We start from the raw sequence: 17,758 nt of genomic DNA, 5'->3' as shown, positions 1-17,758 counted from the left end.
ATCCGCCTGGGTACCCCTGAGAAGTCCCTGAGAGTTCGCCGCCCTGGCAACTCAACGGGACGCTCACACGTCTGTGCAGGTGACGGCTCCGAATAACCCCTACCAGGGAATCTCGCGGTCCCGTCAGACGTTGTGACCACCGTGACGGCAGCGACACGAATTGATCGTTGGCCGCCACACATGCAAAGCAGGAGAGAGGTTCCCCATGGCTACCCGCACCACCACCGCCGGGACCCGCGAGATCGAGGGACGCGACAGCGTCGGCCTCTACCTCGATGAGATCGCGCGCAACCCCCTCCTCGACGCCGAGACCGAAGTCGAGCTGTCCAAGACCATCGAGGCCGGCTTGATGGCTGAGCACCTGCTCGCCACCGACCGCGTGGGTCGCAAGAAGGGCGGCGCCCCCGGCCACGCGACCCGAGAAGAGCTCGAGTGGCTCGCCGAGGAAGGCCGCAAGGCCGTCGACCAGTTCATCACCGCCAACCTGCGCCTGGTCGTCTCGATCGCCCGCAAGTACGGCCGCGCCCAGATGCCGATGCTCGACCTGATCCAGGAGGGCAACACCGGCCTGATCCGGGCCGTCGAGAAGTTCGACTACACCAAGGGCTACAAGTTCTCGACCTACGCGACCTGGTGGGTTCGCCAGGCCATCACCCGTGGCATCGCGCAGCAGGCGCGCGTGGTGCGGCTGCCGGTCCACGTGGTCGAGGAGCTCAACCAGGTCGGCAGCGCCCGTCGGACGCTCGAGCGTCAGCTCGGCCGTGAGCCCGACCCGCAGGAGATCGCGACCGAGCTGGGCATGGACATCGACCGGGTTCTGGACCTGATGGCCTGGGGTCGCGACCACGTCAGTCTCGACACGCCCGTCGACGAGGACGGAGACACCTCGCTGGGCGACCTGATGGCCCAGGAGACCGCGCCAGGTCCCGACCTGTCCTTCCTCGACATCGAGGCCCGCCAGCGGCTTGATGCTCTGGTCGACACGCTCGACGAGCGCGCAGCCGACATCATCCGGTCGCGCTACGGACTCACCGACGGCCGTCAGCACAAGCTGGCCGACATCGGCGCCAAGCACGGCATCTCCGCCGAACGGGTCCGTCAGCTCGAGCGTGAGGCGCTGCAGAAGCTGCGTCGTCTCGGCGACCCCGATCTGGCCGCATGATCGGGCCTCATCTGGCTGCCTGATCCAGCACAGGCAGCACCCGGTGTGGGACCGACCCGTTCTAGGGTCGGTCCCATGCCGCATTTCAGGCGCTTGCTGGTCTCGAGCCTCGCCCTCTCCGGGCTGCTTGCCTGCGTTCATCCCTCGTACGCCGACCCGGGCTCACCCGTGCCGGTGCCCAAGGCGGCGCGAGCGGTCGACACCTCCCAGCCGGACCGGTGGGTCGGCAACGGCACGCCGGCCAGCTGCACGTCGCGCGCCGTCGTACGCGCCGTCGCCAGAGGTGGTGTGATCAGGTTCCGGTGCGGCCCTGACCCGATCACCATCGTGATGACGCGCACAGCGAAGGTCGTCAACACCAGCAGGCGAGTGGTGCTCGACGGACGCGGGCTGGTGACACTGAGCGGGGGCGGTCAGCGCCGGATCCTGTACCAGAACTCCTGTGACCAGAGGCAGACCTGGACCACCGACCACTGCGACGACCAGGCCTCGCCCAAGCTCGTGCTGCAGCACCTGACGCTCACCGACGGGGACTCGACGGGACTGACCTACGAGGGCGGTGGCGGCGGTGCGGTGTTCGTCCGCGGGGGTCGGCTCAAGATCGTCGACGTCGCGTTCGACGCCAACCGCTGCGACCGGACCGGCGCCGACCTGGGCGGTGCCGCCGTCCGCGCGCTGTCCCAGTACCACGGCCTGCCGGTCTACGTGGTCAACAGTCGCTTCACCGGCGGCCGCTGCAGCAACGGGGCCGCGCTGAGCAGCATCGGGGTGTCGTGGGAGGTGTACAACAGCACCTTCACCGACAACCGGGCGATCGGCCGCGGGGCCAACCCGGCACGGCCGGGCACGCCAGGTGGTGGGTCGGGAGGCGCGATCTATGCGGACGGCAACGACGTCAACGTGCTCGTCGCGGGCTCCACCATGACCGACAACCACGCGCGCGAGGGAGGCGGCGCGATCTTCTTCGTCAGCAACGACCGCACCGGCGACCTGGTGATCCGGTCCTCCAAGCTGAAGAACAACCCGAGCGACGGGTTCGAGAACAGCCCCGGCATCTTCTTCCTCGGCGAACGCAAGATCGTCAGGGACTCGATCGTTCGCTGAGCTCGGCGTAGACCTGCTCGACCTGCGCTCTGAGGTCCTCGAGGCTCGCGGTGTTGTCGATGACGTAGGTCGCGACAGCCAGGCGATCCTCTCGACGCGCCTGGGCGGCGACCCGGGCACGGGCGTCCTCGGGACGCATCCCCCGGATCCGGACCATCCGGTCGACCTGTACCTCGACGGGTACGTCGACCACGACGACCGCGTCGAAGGTCGGAGCCTGCCCGGTCTCGGTGAGCAGCGGGATGTCGTGCACGACGATCGCTCCCGGAGGTGCCGCAGCCTCCATCTCGGCAGCGCGCGCCCGGACCCGCGGGTGGACGATCGCCTCCAGCGCTTTGCGCTTGTCGGGATCGGCGAACACGATCGCGCCCAGCTTGGGTCGGTCCAGGCCCCCGTCTGGCCCGAGCACCTCGAGCCCGAAGACGTCGACGACGGCAGCAAGGCCGTCGCTGCCGGGTGCTACCACCTCACGAGCGAGCGCGTCGGCGTCGATGACCACCGCACCCAGCTCGGCCAGCATCGCCGACACCGTGCTCTTGCCGGAGGCCACTCCCCCGGTCAGTCCCACCCTCACTGGTCCACCAGGATCCGCAGGATTCGGTCCAGCTCCGCCCGGTCGGCATCGCTGAGCACCGCGAGGAAGCGCTCGGTCTGGGCCCGGCGCAGGCGATCCACCTGGGCGAGCTCGGTCTTGGCCGCACGCGTGGGTGTGACCAGGGTCGCCCGGCGGTCGTCCGGGTCGGGGCGCCGCTCGACCAGCCCCTGCTCCTCGAGTGCGTCGACCACCTCGGTCGCCGAGCGAGCGGCGATGTCGAGGTGCTCAGCCAGTGCGGAGGGGCGCAGCGCACCCGCCTCCATGACGCTGCGCAGCGCCCTGGCCTGAGCCGGGGTGACCCCATCGTGGACCAACGCTGTGCCGAACTCGCGGCGCAACCGGCGCGCAGTACCCATCAGCAGGTCGCCGGTCGTCTCGGGCTGGTGCATGCAGGCAGCATAACGGCACTTTCACTGGATACCTCATGATGAGGTATCCTCAGCATCTTCACCAGACTTCCGGGAGACCTCAGAAAGGGCGGTCGCATGGATGTGGTCACGGCACCTGGGCGTGCGCGAGCTCTCGCCGCCGCCTGACCACCGATTCGTCAGGGTCCGCTCCGCTGCAGCTACCCGCAGGATCGCTGACGAATCGCGGTTGGGGGTCAGGCGGTGCGGCTGAAGGTTCGGCGGTACTGCTGGGGAGAGACGCCGCGCACGCGGGTGAAGTGGTGACGCAGGGCCGCGGCGTTGCCGAAGCCGACCTGGTCGGCGATCCATTCCACCGGCCGGTCGGTCTCCTCGAGCAGCTGCTCGGCGCGCAACACCCGCTGCTGGGTCACCCACGAGTGGGGGGTCGCGCCGGTCTCGGCGCGGAAGCGACGGGCGAAGGTGCGCGGGGACATCAGCGACTTGTGGGCCAGGGTCGGCACGTCGAGGTCCTCCTCGAGGTGGCCCAGGATCCACTCGAGCAGCGGGCCGAAGGTCTCGGTGTCGCACTCGGCGACGGCGTGCTGGATGTACTGGGCCTGACCCCCGTCACGGTGGGGTGGCACGACGATGCGACGCGCCACCGTGGCGGCCACTCGCGCGCCGTAGAGGTCGCGCATCAGGTGGAGGGAGGCATCGATGCCAGCCGCCGAGCCGGCCCCGGTCATGACGTTGTCGTCGTGGCAGTAGAGGACGTCGGGACGCACCTTGGCCTCGGGGTACATCTTCTCCAGCAGGCTGGTGTATCGCCAGTGGGTCGTGCACTCGCGGCCGTCGAGCAGACCCGCGGCGCCGAGTTCGAAAGTGCCCGAGCAGTGCGCGTAGAGCATCGCGCCGCGCGCATCGGCTGCCTGGATCGCCTCGATCACGGTTGGGTCGTGGTCGAGGAAGTCGTAGTGGGGTGCCAGGCACACCAGGTCTGCATCGAGGGTGGCCTCCAGCCCGCGCTCGACGAACAGGTCGTAGTCGGACCTGCCCTTGACGCGACCCGGGCGGGGCGTGCAGACCTGGAAGTCGAAGACCGGCGCCTGGTCCTCGGGGTGCTCGGGCTCGCCCCACACCTCCACCAGTGCGCCGAGACCGAACGGCTCGGCGTTGTCCTGGACGATCACGGCGACCTTGTTGACGAGCGGCAGGGAGGTCGGCTTCGGCACGCACTCAGGGTGCCGCAACCTTGGCAGAAAATCAACTATAGGTGTCTTTCCTGCCACTCGTGGCAGGATCGCGATGACTGCATGATTACTGCCATGACCTACTTGCTCATCATCCTCGTGATCGCCGCCGCGCTGGCCGCCCGGACGATCGACCTGCTCCTCCACGACGGACGCGGCCCGGCCGCTCCGCCTCAGTCCCACTTCCAGGACCCGCAGTTCGCCTCTCCCGCCGCCGGCCGGTGACGACGTCATCGATCCAGCGCCACGGGGGCAAAGCACAGGCCCGGCCACTCACGGGGAGTGGCCGGGCCTGTTGCTGTGCGTGCGTCAGTTGCCGCCGGTGAGCTTCTCGCGCAGCGCCTGCAGGGCCTCGTCGGAAGCCAGGCTGCCCGAGGTCTCCTCGACCGCGGCGTCGTCCCCGGAGTCGGAGGAGTAGGAGGTCGGCTCGCTCGCGGCGGCCTCGGCCACCTTGGCCTCCGCCTGCTGCTTGACGTGGGCCTCCCAGCGCTCGTGCGCCCGGGCGTACTGCTCCTCCCAGGCCGCGCGCTGCTCGTCGAAGCCCTCGAGCCACTCGCCCGTCTCGGGGTCGAAGCCGTCGGGGTAGACGTAGTTGCCCTCGGCGTCGTAGGTCGCCGCCATGCCGTAGAGCGTCGGGTCGAAGTCCTCGACCTCGGTGGCAGCAGCCGTGTCGTTGGCCTGCTTGAGCGACAGCGAGATCCGGCGACGCTCGAGGTCGATGTCGATGATCTTGACCATCACGTCGTCGTCGACCTGGACGACCTGCTCCGGGATCTCCACGTGGCGCTCGGCCAGCTCGGAGATGTGCACCAGACCCTCGATCCCCTCCTCGACGCGGACGAACGAGCCGAAGGGCACCAGCTTGGTGACCTTGCCCGGCACGATCTGGCCGATCTGGTGGGTGCGGGCGAAGTGCTGCCAGGGGTCCTCCTGCGTCGCCTTGAGCGACAGCGAGACCCGCTCGCGGTCCATGTCGACGTCGAGCACCTCGACGGTGACCTCGTCACCGACGGCCACGACCTCCGAGGGGTGGTCGATGTGCTTCCAGGACAGCTCGGAGACATGCACCAGACCGTCGACGCCGCCGAGGTCGACGAACGCACCGAAGTTGACGATCGAGGACACGACACCCTTGCGGATCTGGCCCTTCTGCAGCTGGGTGAGGAACCCGTGCCGCACCTCGGACTGGGTCTGCTCCAGCCACGCGCGACGCGACAGCACCACGTTGTTGCGGTTCTTGTCGAGCTCGATGATCTTCGCCTCGAGCGTCTGGCCGACGTAGGGCTGGAGGTCGCGCACGCGACGCATCTCCACCAGCGAGGCCGGCAGGAAGCCGCGCAGGCCGATGTCGAGGATCAGGCCGCCCTTGACGACCTCGATGACGGTGCCCTCGACGACGCCGTCCTCCTCCTTGACCTGCTCGATGGTGCCCCAGGCGCGTTCGTACTGTGCGCGCTTCTTGGACAGGATCAGGCGGCCTTCCTTGTCCTCCTTCTGGAGGACCAGGGCCTCGACCTTGTCGCCGACGGAGACGACCTCGTTGGGGTCGACGTCGTGCTTGATCGAGAGCTCGCGCGAGGGAATGACACCCTCGGTCTTGTAGCCGATGTCGAGCAGGACCTCGTCCCGGTCGACCTTGACGATGGTGCCATCCACGATGTCACCGTCGTTGAAGTACTTGATGGTCTCGTCGATCGCGGCGAGGAAGTCTTCCTCCGAGCCGATGTCGTTGACGGCCACCTGGGGCGCGTCGTAGTCGGCAAGCGTGGAGGCGTAGGTGCTGCTCGTCATATAAGAGGGATTCCCTTGGGTGGACAGATATCGTGCGGGCACGCGCAGGAGCCTGTTTCACCACCGACGGTGTTCGTGGGGCCGGACCGGGTCAGACCACTGGGCGAACGATGCGCAAGTAGCGAGCTGGGGTCCGCTCGGTCCGGGAACCCAGCAGACGCCTGGCGCAGCGGCCGAGTCTACGCGGGCGACCGACCAGCGGTCCAACCGGCGTACGCTCGGCCCGTGACGGCCGCCAGTGACGCGACGGGCTCGTCGTACCCCGTCAACTCTCCTGATCACCCCCATCAGCCTCCCAGCGTCCGCGTCGAGCGGCGGCCCGTGAGCGAGATCGAGTCGCGCCGGGCCAACGGGCCCGACTGGGACAGGTACGCCGACGAGTACCAGGCGACGCACGGGGAGTTCCTCGGCGACATCGGGTTCGTGTGGGGTCCCGAGGGCCACACCGAGGGCGACCTGCGGGTGCTCGGTGACGTCGCTGGACTCGACGTGCTGGAGGTCGGTTCGGGGGCCGGGCAGTGCTCGCGCTGGGTCCGCGCGCAGGGCGGGCGTCCGGTCGGCCTGGACCTGTCCATGCGCCAGCTGCAGCACTCCCGGCGCATCGACGAGGAGTCGGGCGTCGTCGTACCTTCCGTGCTCGGCACCGCGACCCAGCTGCCGTTCGCTGCCAGGTCGTTCGACGTGGTGTTCTGCTCGTTCGGCGCGCTGCAGTTCGTCGCCGACATCGACGACGCGGTCGCAGAGGCCGCACGAGTACTGCGCGCGGGCGGTCGGTTCGCGTTCTCGATCACGCACCCGACCCGGTGGATGTTCCCCGACGACCCCGGCGAGGCCGGCCTGGTCGCCAGCCAGAGCTACTGGGACCGGCGACCGTACGTCGAGATCGACGACGCGTCCGGGGAGGTGGCCTACGTCGAGCACCACCGCACCCTGGGCGACTGGGTCGCGCTCCTGGCCGCTCACGGCTTCTTCATCGACACCCTCCTCGAGCCCGAATGGCCCGAGGGCCACGACCGGGTCTGGGGCGGTTGGTCCGGAGTGCGCGGTCAGTTCACTCCAGGTACGGCGATCTTCGGCGCGCGCCTGCTCCCCTGATCCGCGAGCGCCGACAGTTCGAGCAACTCGGAGGAGAGCTCCAGGCTCAGCCGCAGGGGCCGACCTTGCCGCCGTCGAGGCAGACGTAGACAGGGTCAGACTCGGCGACCCAACCGCTGGAGTCGGTGGCGACGCCGACCAGCCGGTAAGCGATCTTGCCGGGAGCGTGGTCGTCGTCGAGCACCGTGGAGCCGGTGGAGCCTGCGAACGCGCCGGAGGGGTGCCGATGCGGGCTGCCCGTGCCGTAGTGGAGCAGCGTGACCGTGACCCGCAGATGGCTGCCATCGAGGGCGCCGTCCTCGGCATCGCTGGCCGACACCGTCCACCCGACCGTGCTGCCGGGCTCGACGACCCCACCTTGGCCGACCTCGTGGAGCTGGACGTCGGGCGCGGACCCGACCCGCTCCCAGGAAAGTCGGTAGCCCCAGTCGAAGTTCACGAAGTACGGGTCGTCGTCGAAGTCGGGGTTGTTGGCGAGGGTGACGAGCACGTCCGCGGTTGACTCGCTGACATCGGTGCCCGCCACCGTGAACGCGCCGCCGTCGGGCACCACGGTCCCGTCGACCCGGACCACGAGGGTGCCGCTGCTCTTGGCGGTGAGCCGGTAGGTGCCGGGCGCCAGCTGCGGCGTTCCGGACCACCGCATCGACCAGCCCTGGCCCTGGTTGGGGTCACCTGGAGCGAGGAGGTCGGGGCCGGACGGCGGCCTCCCCACGCACGACGACACCCACGGATCCCCATCGGCCTCGTCCTGGAAGGTCCGGTTGGCGAAGGTCTCCATCAGGAACTGGCCCGAGGGGCAGCTGGCCTGGTCGGGGTCGTAGACGAATCGGCGGATGCTGCCCGAGGAGATGTCGGAGAACCAGACGTCTCCATCGGGTCCGATGCCGTAGAAGACTCCCGCACCGAGTCCGGGAGGGGTGCCGAAGTCCTCGAGGCGAGGGGCCGAGGTGTCCAGCGTCCACACGCGTCCGGACGTGTAGTCGCCCAGGAACAGCTTCCCGTCGTAGGCCGTCGGGTAGGCGCCACTGCCGTTGAAGACGCCGAGAGTCACCGAACCCGCGAAGTCGACGTGCGGGTAGGCCAGCAGGGGCTCGGTGTTGACGATCCCGGCGCACTCGGGGGCATCGGGTGCGGTGCCGGGCGACGTCGACTCGAAGCAGGGCCATCCGTAGTTGCTGCCGGAGACGACGTGGTCGACCTCCTCCCAGGCGACCTCTCCGACGTCGCCGACGTAAAGGTCACCGGACGACGTCAGCGCCATCCGGAACGGGTTGCGGAAGCCGTAGGCATAGACCCTGCTGCGGTTGGACCCCGGTGCGCCGGCCTCGTAGAAGGGGTTGCCGGCCAGGCCGAGGCCCGTCGACGGGTCGATGCGCAGGACCTTGCCGGCCAGCTCGTCGAGATCCTGCGCCGCGAGCGCGCCGGTCGGCTCGCCTGCTGAGCCGTCGCCCACCGAGACGAACAGAGACCCGTCGGGCGCGAACAGCAGGTCGTCGACGGTGTGCATGCCGAGCCGGTTGAGCATGCACCCGGCCGTCGTCGGGTCGGCCTTGCAGACCGACACCGGCACGCCCCCCAGCACCACGTGGGCGCTCGTCGCGGCAGCCACGTCCCCGTCGAGGGTGTAACGGACGACGCGCTGTGTGCGGTAGACGTCGGCACCACCGTCGTCGGCGACGTAGGCGACGTAGAACCAGCCGTTGTCGGCGAAGTCGGGATCGAGCACGACGTCGAGCACGCCGGAGTCAAAGATGTCGGCCACGGCGTCGCGCAGGTCGAGCACTGGCGTCGGCGCGATCACCCCGTCGACGGCGAGACGGACCAGTCCGGCCTTCTCGGCGACCAGGACGCGGTGCTGGTCGATCACCGCGAACGAGGTCGGCAGGTCGAAGCCGGACGCCACGGTGTCGAGGCGGAAGCCGGCGGGCAGCCCACCCAGTGACGGCAGCAGGTCGATGCGCACCGGCTCGGTCAGGGCCGAGCCGGCCGTGGTGGTGACACGCGCGACCACGTCGACGTGCCGGCGGTCGACGCCGGCGGAGGCGGGGTCGAGGGTCACCGACCAGCGCCCGGGCTGGCCCGCAACGGGCTGGGCGTCAGGCATCGCGAAGCCGTCGACGTAGAGCTGGACGCGAGTCGGCGTCAGTCCGTCCGCCACCTCGACGACCGCGTCGAACGGCCCGTCGACCACGTCGTCGTCCCCCGGCTGCAAGATCCTGCCGGGTGGGAGCACGTCGAGCGCGCGTGCCGCGGTCCTACCCGCCCCACGTACGACGACACGCAACGCGGCGCGGCCCGTGCCGAGGTCGCCGAGCGGGATCGAGATGCGCGCGACCCCGGTGGCGTCCAGGTCCTTGGCAGCGACGTCGTGCCACGTCGTGGCGGTCCGGCGTTGGAGCGTGGCGGCCACCCCCTTGGCCACTCCGGTCGCCCGCACCACGGCGACAGGTGACGGTCCGCCGCCCGTCGCCGTGGACGGCAGCCGGACGCTGACGGTCCGGATCAGCAGCTTCGAGCTCGCCGTGACGAGCTGGCCGTAGTGCCGTCCTCGCCTGTCGAAGGCGAGAGCCTTCACGCGCAGGCGCGTGGAGGAACCTGGGGCGGTGTAGCCGAACCGGTAGCGACCCGTCGAGTCGGTCGTGGCACGGGCGACCCGGCGCCAGAGCTGGCCAGCCTTCCGCTGCAGGAGCACCTTGCGGACCAGGTGGGTGCCGAGCCGACCAGTGACCACGACCTTGGTCCCCGGTCGTGCCGACCAGGGCCGCAAGGTCGGCGCCGGCTGGGAGGCCAGAACCCGCGTGAACGCCGCGGGCCCGATCGGCGTCGCCTCGCCGGGGGCCACGGCCACCGCCGTCAGCACGAGTGCTGCGACGAGCCCGCCCACCACTGAGCGCGAGCGCATCACGGCCCCGGGTGCGGATCGGACTCGGCGGAGTCGTAGGCGACCGAGTAGGTCGGCCAGTCCTGGAGGAAGGTGTAGGCACGCCCGAGGTACTCACCGATGATGCCCAGGCAGACCAGCTGCAGGGCGCTGAACGCGGACACGATGCCCACGGTGGAGGTCCAGCCCGGGAGGGTGTGGCCGGTCCAGTGGGAGACGAGCGTGGAGATGCCGACCACGACGGCCAGCAGCCCGCCGAGCAGGCCCGTCAGCGTGGCCAGCCGCAGCGGCGCCATGGAGACCGCGGTGATCGAGTCGAGGGACAGCCGAACCATTCGCCACAGGCCGTACTTCGTCTGGCCGGCCGCCCTGGCCTCTCGCCGGTAGGACACCGAGGTGGATGGGTAGCCGAGAGCCGGCACCACGAACCGCAGCACTCGTCCCGACTCGGGCAGAGAGTTGACCGCCTCGACGGTCGCCCGCGACATCAGGCGGTAGTCGCCTGCCTGGCTCGGGCCGGCACCACCCGTGAGGCGAGCGATCACGCGGTAGAAGATGGCGGCGGTGCCCCGTTTGAAGCGGCTGTCGCTGGATCGGTCCGAACGGATGCCGTACACGACGTCGAGATGGCCGGCCAGAGCGGCCTGGAGCATCTCGCCGATGGCTTCGGGTGGATCCTGCAGGTCGGCGTCCAGTGTCACGACGTAGTCGCCGCGGGCGCGTCGCAGACCCGCGGACAGCGCTGCTTGGTGACCGGCGTTGACCCGCAGCGAGACCAGTCGTAGCTGCGGCCAGCCGCGCCGCAGCCCGACGACCACCGCGGCCGACTGGTCAGTGCTGCCGTCGTCGACCAGCACGACCTCGTAGTCGTGGCCCGTGGCGTCGAGGACAGGGCGCAGCCTGGCGGCGAGCAACGGCAGCACGTCCTCCTCGTTGAAGGCCGGCACGACCACGCTCACGAGTGGGCGCGGGTCGTCCCCGTCCTCCATCGGCACGCGGCGATTGTAGATGTGACCGTCCGCCGACTCGGGAGCCCGGCAGGCGCGCTGTGCGAAACTCTGGGGCCATGTCGGCCAACTCCCCCACCACCGAGCGAGCCGACAGCCGCCGACCCCACCGACGTCCGAGCAAGCATCCGGCCCGCCGGGTCGCCAGACTGTCGCTGCAACGCGTTCGGCGTCCACGGCTCCCCAGCCGCGCCGGACTGACGGCAGCGCTGCCGACCCTCGTGGTCCTCGTTGCGCTCGCGGTCGCCGCGGTCGAGCTGCTGCACTTCACCGACAAGATCTGGTTCTGGGCCGATGACTGGGACCTCTTCTTCAGGCGCGGCATCATCCCGGGTGAGGACGTGGGGCTGTTCGCCCCGCACAACGCCCACTGGTTCACCATGCACGTCCTCGTCTACCGGGCGGTGTTCGAGGTCTTCGGGCTGCGCAGCTTCGTCCCCTACGCCACGGTCGAGATCGCCATGCACCTCCTGGTTGCGTGGACGTCCTACCTGGTGCTGCGCCGCCTCGGCGCTCGAGCCTGGGCCGCGGTCGGCACCTCCCTGCTGATCGCGTTCTTCGGGGCCGGTGCCAACGCCATGATCTTCCCCGCGACGATGAACCACGTCGGCTCCTTGCTGTTCGGGCTACTGGCCACTTATGCGCTCGTGCGCGTGGAGCCCGGACTCCGTGCCGGGCTGCTCGCAGCCGGGTGCCTCCTGGTCGCGGTCATGTTCTCCACGACAGGCGTTGCCGTGCTCGTGCTGGTCGGGCTGTTCGGCATCGCCCAGCGAGGTTGGCGGGTGGGCATCTTGTCCGTCGCGCCGGCCGCAGTGGCATGGGCGACGTGGTACCTCCTACACCGCGACCAGATCACGCCGAGCAGCAGTGACCTCGAGCCGACCCAAATCCCCAGCTACGTGTGGACGGGGCTCGTCCAGACCCTCGACGGGGGGATCGGTCTCGAGGGCGCGGGACCGGTGCTGCTTGGTGTGCTCCTGGCGTGCCTGTTCGTCGCTCGCATCGAGCACCGCAGCCTCGTCGCGCTGGCCGGGGCCGGCTTGCTGGCGGATCTGTTCCAGCTCGTCGTGGTCAGCGTCGGCCGCTACGGGTTCGGTCCCGAACAGCTCGGCACCAGCCACTACGCCTATGTCAACCTGGTCCTGCTGGCGCCGGCCATCTGCTTGAGCTTCGAGGTGGCCATCGACAACGTACGACGGACGCCGGCGGCCGTGGGTGCCCTCGCGCTCGTGCTCTTCTCGGCCTACGTACTGCACGGCTGGAACGAGCTGCAGAAATGGCACGACGACTTCGCGCTGATCACCAGCGCCAACGACGAGATCCTGCTCGGTATCCGCGACGCACACGAGGACGGCGAGCAGATCCTCAACGACGTGCAGCTCAGCCCGATCGACGTCGACTTCCGCCCCTCCTACGTCGCCTCCGAGGAGATCCGCGACGCGCTCCCTGATCGTGATGCCGACCCGCGGTGGCGACTGGAGGCCGAGGGCCAGTTCTACGTCGGGGTGGCCGACAAGGACTTCCGGTTGGCCCGGCCCGGTGGAGTACGCGTCTTCAGCGGGCTGGAGGGCGTCGACGACCAGGACGACACCAGTAGTTCGGGTTGCCACGAGTTCACCGCGACCGCAGCCGAGCCGATCATCGAGATCGACAGCGACCTGGGCAACGAGATCGTGGTGTGGAGCAACTCCACCCTGGTCAAGACGAGGCTCCAGCGCGGCGACGAGGACTCGTCGCTGCGCGAGTGGCCGGTGGAGGCCGGGGCGGTGCACGTGGCCACCTCGGCGTACAAGTCCAAGCTCTTCGTGGCCTTCAACGGCACGGGCAGCTACACGGTCTGCACGGCATGAGCGCCGGCTCTCCATCGCTCCAGCTTCCCGACTACTGGTGGTACGTCGCCCGCGAGCGGTTGCTCGGTGAGTTCTTCGCCCCTTTCGCCGGGCGCACCGGTTTGATGCTCGATGTCGGCAGCGCCGACGGGCCGAGCGTGTCATGGGTCGACGGCGGGGTGAGGCGGTTCGCCGTCGACATCGACCCACGAGGGATTGCCCCCGGCAGCGGCGTCCTGGCCGATATCGCCGAGCTGCCCTTCCGCGCGGACGCCTTCGATGTCGTCGGGGCGTTCGACGTCATCGAGCACTGCGACGAGGAGGATGCGGTGCTGACCGAGCTGCGCAGGGTCCTACGGCCGGGAGGCCGACTGCTCGTCTCGGTGCCGGCGTACACCTGGGCGTGGACCGATCATGACGTGCACAACGACCATCGGCGTCGCTACACGCGCGGTCGGCTCTGCGATGGTCTGGAGACTGCCGGCTACGAGGTGCTGCGATCGTCCTACGCGTTCGCCAGCATCTTCCCGATCTTCGCCGCGAACCGGCTGGCCATGAGGCTTGCCGAGCGGGTCCGGCCGCGAACCGCGGGTGTGCAGGACGTGGTGACCGTCCCCCGCCTGCCACCGGCGGCCGAGCGGACCCTGGTCGGGCTGAGCCGGGCCGACGGCTGGCTGCTCAGACGTACGGACGTGCCGTTCGGGTCGTCGGTCTTCGCTGCCGCCCTCAAGCGCGCCTGAGCGGGCTAGGCGGCCTTCTTCTTGCTCGACTTGCCGCGAACGGTGAGGACGAGGCCGATCAGGAGCGCGGGGATGCCGACCACGAACCCGACGAGCGGGACGGTCGAACGCACCAAGTTGATGCTGTCCTTGTTCTTCTTGGCGTCGTCGATGCTCTGCTGGACCTCCTCGGGCGTGAAGCCCAGCGTGAGGTCGATGAAGTTCTCGCCCGTGTCGGTCAACCGCACCTGGTGGTAGGTCTGGTTGACGATGGACCCGGTCACCGGCTCCACCCAGATGTACTTGTCGGTGCTGTAGGTGCCCTGCACGCCGTCGGTGACCTCGATCGGCGCGTCCTCGACGACCTGGTGGAACTTGTAGACCTCGACGCCGTCGATCTTGTCGACCGAGTCGAACTCGGCGGGGTAGACCCCTCCGGCGGTGCCGTCCCAGTAGCCGTAGGTCTTCTTCTCGACATCGAAGGGCCATTTGTTCTGCAGGCCCTCGACCTTCTCGGCAGTGGCAGGCAGGTACTTGGGATCGTTGACGGCTTCGGCCGTGACGCGATCGGTCGCGAAGTACTCGACGCTGGCCGTGATCAGCCGATTCTCGGGGTCGTCCGCGGAGACGCACTCGGGAACGTCATCGCGGTCGAAGACCAGGCAGCTGGAGCTGACGAAGGAGACGACCTCGCCGTCGGACTTGGCAGAGTCGGCGCGGGTGATCTGCGTGCCCTTGACGGGCTCGGCCGGACTCGACCCGACGGCCGCCTCACCGGAGGCGCTGGTCACCGAGTCGACGTCGATCGGCGTCCTCATCAGCTGGCCCGGCGCGTAGAACTTCGCCAGGATCGCCAGCATCACCAGGAAGCCACCGAGTCCAGCCAGCACCATCCCCAGCTTGCGCATCGGTTACCTCCCAGTAATCCCTGCAAGATTCGCCGAACACTAGCGCACCGGAGCGGGCGTCCGCCCCCCTCCGAGCGCCCGCCCCCAGGGCGGGTCGCGCCCGACTTACGGCCGCGACGCCGCGGCGAGATTAGAGTTCGGCCATGGCCATGACGGGCGTCGAGCCGGCGACCGCGACACGGGGCGCGGCACGTGACCGGCTGCTCGACGGCATCCGGGGCTACGCGATCATCTTGGTGCTGTTGTCCCACACCTGGATCGTGGCCGGCGCCGAGCGCGTCGATGGCTGGTCGGGGATCAAGTGGCTGATGTCCAGCGGCGACTACGCCGTCACGATCTTCTTCGTCGTCAGCGGCTTCCTGGCGACCCGCGGCATGCTGCGCGAGCTCGACCGCACCGGCAGGTTCCGGCCCGGAGTCGCCTGGCTGCGCCGCTGGATCCGGATCTCTGCGCATGTCTACACGCTGGTGCTGGTCGTGCTGGTGCTGACGGCCGTGAACTGGAACATGCTGGTCGCCTACCAGAACACCAACACGCGCGCGTCGGCCTTCCACATCGTCACCTACACGTGGAACGGCTACGTCCGCGACAACGCGCTCGCCGCCCGGCCCGACCTCGGTCACCTCTGGTACGTCTGCACCGACCTGTGGGTGATCGGCCTGATCCTGCTGCTGGTCTTCCTGCTCGGCCGGTGGCGCCCCGCCCTGCTGGCCGCGTTGGTCCTCGCCCTGCTCATCGTCATGGTCTACCGCGGCCACGTCTACAACACCCAGGGTGAGTGGAATGCCCTGATCAGCCTGCAGACCCGCGCCGACGGCCTGATCTGGGGCGCACTGGCCGCCGTGGTCCTCCCCTACCTCCAGGCCTACCAGCACACCCTGCAGCGGTATGCCGGAGCGGTCCTCGTCGCAGCCAGCGCCCTCCTGGTGCCGCTGCTGGGTGCGGTCGTCGACCCGTCCGGCTACTTCGGGCTCGGGGGCTGGCTGCTCAACATCGACATGTTCGTGTGGGTGCTGGCGGCCACGCTCGCCGTACGCCCGCCGACTGTGCTCACCTACACGATCGGCCTGCCGCCACTGGCGGTGGCCGGCCGCTACTCGCTGGTGCTCTACATCTGGCACTACCCCCTGTTCTGGTACCTCTCCAAGGACGAGATGGGCCTGCGGTGGTGGCAGCTGACGCTGCTTGCCTACGCGCTCACCCTGGTGCTCGCCACCGCCGCGCAGCTGCTCATCGAGCGGCGCACCCAGCGCTGGCTGCGGTCGGAGAAGTGGCAGGCGCTCGACCGCGGTATCGGGCCGGCGCTGCTGGAGGCGGCCAAGCGGGGTCGTGACGAGGTCCGCGAGCGGGTGTCGGTCGGCCGATGAGTGCGGTGGGGCAGCTCAAGACCGTCGTCTGGGACGCGGCCGACATCCAGGGCCTGGCCGACTTCTACGTCGCAGTGGCCGGGCTCACCCAGCACTACGCCGACGACGAGTGGGTCACGCTCACCTCTCCCGACGGCTGGCGGTTCGGCGTGCAGCGCGCGCTCGACCACGTGGCACCGCAGTGGCCGGACCCCGCTCACCCGCAGCAGATGCACGTGGACTTCCAGGTCGCCGACATCGACGCGGCCGCCGAGCTCGCCGAGCTCCACGGGGCCACCCGACTGCGCGACGGTGAGAGCTGGCACGTGCTGGCCGACCCGGCCGGCCACCCGTTCTGCCTGAGCCGGGGCCAGGTCGAGCGCCCTGGGGTGTCCGGGGTGATCGTCGACACCGGTGACCCGCCGGCCCTGGCCCGCTTCTACTCCGGCCTGCTCGGGCTGGAAGTGGGCTACGAGGGACCCGACGGTGTGCTGCTCGGGAGGGAGGGCCAGCCGAGGGTCATGTTCCAGCAGGTCGCGCAGTACCAGTCGCCACAGTGGCCCGACCCGACCCGACCCCAGCAGCTGCACCTCGACGTCATGATCGGCGCCGACGCCGATGCGGCGGAGGAGGCGGCCCTCGCACTGGGCGCGACCAGGCTGCCGGGCGTCGGGGAGAACTGGCGGGTGTACGCCGACCCGCACGGGCATCCCTTCTGCCTACTCACCCCGGTCGGCTGAGCAGCGGACTCCCGCGACTACCCCCGCTTGCGGCGCACGCGGTGCAGGCGGGCCAGGGCCGACTGCACCTTCTCGTCGGAGATGCCGAGGCGGCGCTTGGCGCGGTCGTAGAAGTCGAGCGCGACCCGGTCGGCCCCGATCGCGATCCTGCGCCACCCGTCCTCTGGACGGGCGCGGTAGTTGGTGGACCGCCGGACGACGTGGTCCTCCTCGGTGAAGTAGTAGAGCGCCATCGAGCGCCGGGCCATGTCGTCGGGACAGGTCAGCCCGTCGGGGTGACCGTGGAAGCTGTCGTCGGAGGTGGTGAAGACCAGCATCCGGTTGCCGGCCGGGGTGACTCGGGCCTGGCAGGCGGTCATCTCCTTGTCCCACAGCTCCAGCCGGCCGCCCCACTCGTCGTGCCACTCACGATTGAGGTAGAGCAGGATGTTGACTCGCCGCGCCCAGTTCTCGTGGGTGTGGTGCGTGGAGAAGTCGGCATGGATGTTGAGGTGTCCGCCACGCAGAGTCTGGTGCAGTCCCCCGCCGTCCATCGTCCAGTCGGGGATCAGCTCCTCGATCCCGGTGAGCCGCGTGAGGTACGAGACGAACCGCGGCGAGCAGAACTCACGCGCCACCGCCTGCAGCGTGGGACCCCACGTGTCGGGCGAGGTGTTGGAGTACTTCGTCTCGTTGACGTGGAGGTAGCCGTTCCAGCTCTCGTCCCGCATGGCTGGGAACTCCTCGGCCGCCCGCTCGAAGACCTCAGGCACCAGCACGCCGTCGATGACCACGTGCGGGAAGGGCGTCGCGACGGCGTAGGACGCCCGTAGCTGCGGCAGGTCGCGATCGAGCCGGTCGTAGTCGACGGTGGTGGCCTGCAGGGTGTCGTCGTCCGACATGTCTCTGACCGTCGCTTCCGGGGTGGGGACTGGTCTGGTGCGGCCCTATCGTGCCAGAGCACGACTTGGGACAGTGGTGGCCTAAGATGCGGCGACC

General features: G+C 69.4%; 16 protein-coding genes. 8 read left to right on the top strand and 8 right to left on the bottom strand.

The features are described 5' to 3' along the window. The first annotated feature begins 205 nt into the window (after positions 1-205). Positions 206-1,162, top strand: coding sequence for a sigma-70 family RNA polymerase sigma factor (locus ISU10_RS06460; RefSeq protein WP_194695547.1), 957 nt, complete (start codon positions 206-208; stop codon positions 1,160-1,162). Positions 1,163-1,237: 75 nt separating this feature from the next. After that, positions 1,238-2,266, top strand: a complete 1,029-nt coding sequence (locus tag ISU10_RS06455) for a hypothetical protein (protein ID WP_194695546.1) — start codon at positions 1,238-1,240, stop codon at positions 2,264-2,266. On the opposite strand, the gene coaE is transcribed toward ISU10_RS06455, so the two are convergent. The 3 genes from coaE to ISU10_RS06440 form a co-directional block, all read right to left on the bottom strand. After that, a complete protein-coding gene (gene coaE, locus ISU10_RS06450) occupies positions 2,244-2,840 on the bottom strand; it encodes a dephospho-CoA kinase (protein ID WP_194695545.1) in 597 nt (198 codons plus the stop codon). The two genes, ISU10_RS06455 and coaE, sit on opposite strands and share 23 nt — an antisense overlap. After that, positions 2,837-3,250 (bottom strand): MarR family winged helix-turn-helix transcriptional regulator, encoded by a 414-nt coding sequence (locus tag ISU10_RS06445; RefSeq protein ID WP_194695544.1) that lies wholly within the window; start codon positions 3,248-3,250, stop codon positions 2,837-2,839. Before ISU10_RS06445 ends, coaE begins: the two co-directional genes overlap by 4 nt. A gap of 215 nt (positions 3,251-3,465) precedes the next feature. Beyond that, a complete protein-coding gene (locus ISU10_RS06440; protein ID WP_370864853.1) occupies positions 3,466-4,443 on the bottom strand; it encodes a GlxA family transcriptional regulator in 978 nt (325 codons plus the stop codon). Positions 4,444-4,536: 93 nt separating this feature from the next. Here ISU10_RS06440 and ISU10_RS22910 point away from each other — a divergent pair, with 93 nt between their 5' ends. After that, positions 4,537-4,686, top strand: a complete 150-nt coding sequence (locus tag ISU10_RS22910; RefSeq protein ID WP_228499780.1) for a hypothetical protein — start codon at positions 4,537-4,539, stop codon at positions 4,684-4,686. Between the two features lie 84 nt (positions 4,687-4,770). On the opposite strand, the gene rpsA is transcribed toward ISU10_RS22910, so the two are convergent. Continuing rightward, entirely contained in the window at positions 4,771-6,252 is a 1,482-nt protein-coding gene (gene rpsA, locus ISU10_RS06435) for a 30S ribosomal protein S1 (protein ID WP_194695542.1), read from the bottom strand. Between the two features lie 225 nt (positions 6,253-6,477). On the opposite strand from rpsA, the gene ISU10_RS06430 reads away from it, so the two are divergent. After that, positions 6,478-7,347, top strand: coding sequence for a class I SAM-dependent methyltransferase (locus tag ISU10_RS06430; RefSeq protein WP_194695541.1), 870 nt, complete (start codon positions 6,478-6,480; stop codon positions 7,345-7,347). A gap of 46 nt (positions 7,348-7,393) precedes the next feature. On the opposite strand, the gene ISU10_RS06425 is transcribed toward ISU10_RS06430, so the two are convergent. Further along, the gene (locus ISU10_RS06425) at positions 7,394-10,252 is read right to left on the bottom strand and encodes a PQQ-dependent sugar dehydrogenase (RefSeq protein ID WP_194695540.1); all 2,859 of its coding nucleotides are present in this window, start codon (positions 10,250-10,252) and stop codon (positions 7,394-7,396) included. Then, a complete protein-coding gene (locus tag ISU10_RS06420) occupies positions 10,252-11,220 on the bottom strand; it encodes a glycosyltransferase family 2 protein (RefSeq protein WP_194695586.1) in 969 nt (322 codons plus the stop codon). The genes ISU10_RS06425 and ISU10_RS06420 overlap by 1 nt, the downstream gene beginning before the upstream one ends. A 77-nt stretch (positions 11,221-11,297) precedes the next feature. Between ISU10_RS06420 and ISU10_RS06415 the strand changes: the two genes are divergently transcribed. Both ISU10_RS06415 and ISU10_RS06410 read left to right on the top strand, forming a co-directional pair. Next, entirely contained in the window at positions 11,298-13,088 is a 1,791-nt protein-coding gene (locus ISU10_RS06415; protein ID WP_194695539.1) for an ArnT family glycosyltransferase, read from the top strand. After that, positions 13,085-13,807 carry a class I SAM-dependent methyltransferase gene (locus tag ISU10_RS06410; RefSeq protein WP_194695538.1) on the top strand — a complete coding sequence of 241 codons (723 nt, stop codon included), beginning with the start codon at positions 13,085-13,087 and terminating at the stop codon, positions 13,805-13,807. Before ISU10_RS06415 ends, ISU10_RS06410 begins: the two co-directional genes overlap by 4 nt. A 5-nt stretch (positions 13,808-13,812) precedes the next feature. Here the strand turns inward: ISU10_RS06410 and ISU10_RS06405 are convergent, their stop codons facing one another. Further along, positions 13,813-14,694, bottom strand: coding sequence for a PorA family protein (locus tag ISU10_RS06405; protein ID WP_194695537.1), 882 nt, complete (start codon positions 14,692-14,694; stop codon positions 13,813-13,815). Between the two features lie 143 nt (positions 14,695-14,837). On the opposite strand from ISU10_RS06405, the gene ISU10_RS06400 reads away from it, so the two are divergent. Both ISU10_RS06400 and ISU10_RS06395 read left to right on the top strand, forming a co-directional pair. Then, positions 14,838-16,061, top strand: coding sequence for an acyltransferase family protein (locus ISU10_RS06400; protein ID WP_194695536.1), 1,224 nt, complete (start codon positions 14,838-14,840; stop codon positions 16,059-16,061). Continuing rightward, complete coding sequence (locus ISU10_RS06395; RefSeq protein WP_194695535.1) at positions 16,058-16,780, top strand: VOC family protein; 723 nt, start codon at positions 16,058-16,060, stop codon at positions 16,778-16,780. Before ISU10_RS06400 ends, ISU10_RS06395 begins: the two co-directional genes overlap by 4 nt. 17 nt (positions 16,781-16,797) lie before the next feature. Here ISU10_RS06395 and ISU10_RS06390 read toward each other — a convergent pair whose 3' ends face one another. Further along, positions 16,798-17,661 carry a 2OG-Fe(II) oxygenase gene (locus tag ISU10_RS06390; protein ID WP_194695534.1) on the bottom strand — a complete coding sequence of 288 codons (864 nt, stop codon included), beginning with the start codon at positions 17,659-17,661 and terminating at the stop codon, positions 16,798-16,800. Between the last annotated feature and the right edge of the window lie 97 nt (positions 17,662-17,758).

Origin of the sequence: Nocardioides agariphilus, assembly GCF_015352445.1 — a bacterium.
Taxonomy (GTDB): Bacteria; Actinomycetota; Actinomycetes; order Propionibacteriales; family Nocardioidaceae; genus Nocardioides; species Nocardioides agariphilus.
The sequence above is the reverse complement of the archived record's forward strand: the minus strand, read 5'-3'. Positions and strand labels throughout refer to the sequence as shown.

Excerpts from the sequence above, each read along its gene's own strand:
- ISU10_RS06420 (WP_194695586.1), bottom strand. The coding sequence starts at position 11,220 with ATGGAGGACGGGGACGACCCGCGCCCACTCGTGAGCGTGGTCGTGCCG.
- ISU10_RS06400 (WP_194695536.1), top strand. The coding sequence starts at position 14,838 with ATGGCCATGACGGGCGTCGAGCCGGCGACCGCGACACGGGGCGCGGCA.
- ISU10_RS06410 (WP_194695538.1), top strand. The coding sequence starts at position 13,085 with ATGAGCGCCGGCTCTCCATCGCTCCAGCTTCCCGACTACTGGTGGTAC.
- ISU10_RS06415 (WP_194695539.1), top strand. The coding sequence starts at position 11,298 with ATGTCGGCCAACTCCCCCACCACCGAGCGAGCCGACAGCCGCCGACCC.
- ISU10_RS06405 (WP_194695537.1), bottom strand. The coding sequence starts at position 14,694 with ATGCGCAAGCTGGGGATGGTGCTGGCTGGACTCGGTGGCTTCCTGGTG.
- ISU10_RS06445 (WP_194695544.1), bottom strand. The coding sequence starts at position 3,250 with ATGCACCAGCCCGAGACGACCGGCGACCTGCTGATGGGTACTGCGCGC.
- ISU10_RS22910 (WP_228499780.1), top strand. The coding sequence starts at position 4,537 with ATGACCTACTTGCTCATCATCCTCGTGATCGCCGCCGCGCTGGCCGCC.
- ISU10_RS06455 (WP_194695546.1), top strand. The coding sequence starts at position 1,238 with ATGCCGCATTTCAGGCGCTTGCTGGTCTCGAGCCTCGCCCTCTCCGGG.
- rpsA (WP_194695542.1), bottom strand. The coding sequence starts at position 6,252 with ATGACGAGCAGCACCTACGCCTCCACGCTTGCCGACTACGACGCGCCC.
- ISU10_RS06395 (WP_194695535.1), top strand. The coding sequence starts at position 16,058 with ATGAGTGCGGTGGGGCAGCTCAAGACCGTCGTCTGGGACGCGGCCGAC.
- ISU10_RS06390 (WP_194695534.1), bottom strand. The coding sequence starts at position 17,661 with ATGTCGGACGACGACACCCTGCAGGCCACCACCGTCGACTACGACCGG.
- ISU10_RS06460 (WP_194695547.1), top strand. The coding sequence starts at position 206 with ATGGCTACCCGCACCACCACCGCCGGGACCCGCGAGATCGAGGGACGC.
- ISU10_RS06425 (WP_194695540.1), bottom strand. The coding sequence starts at position 10,252 with ATGCGCTCGCGCTCAGTGGTGGGCGGGCTCGTCGCAGCACTCGTGCTG.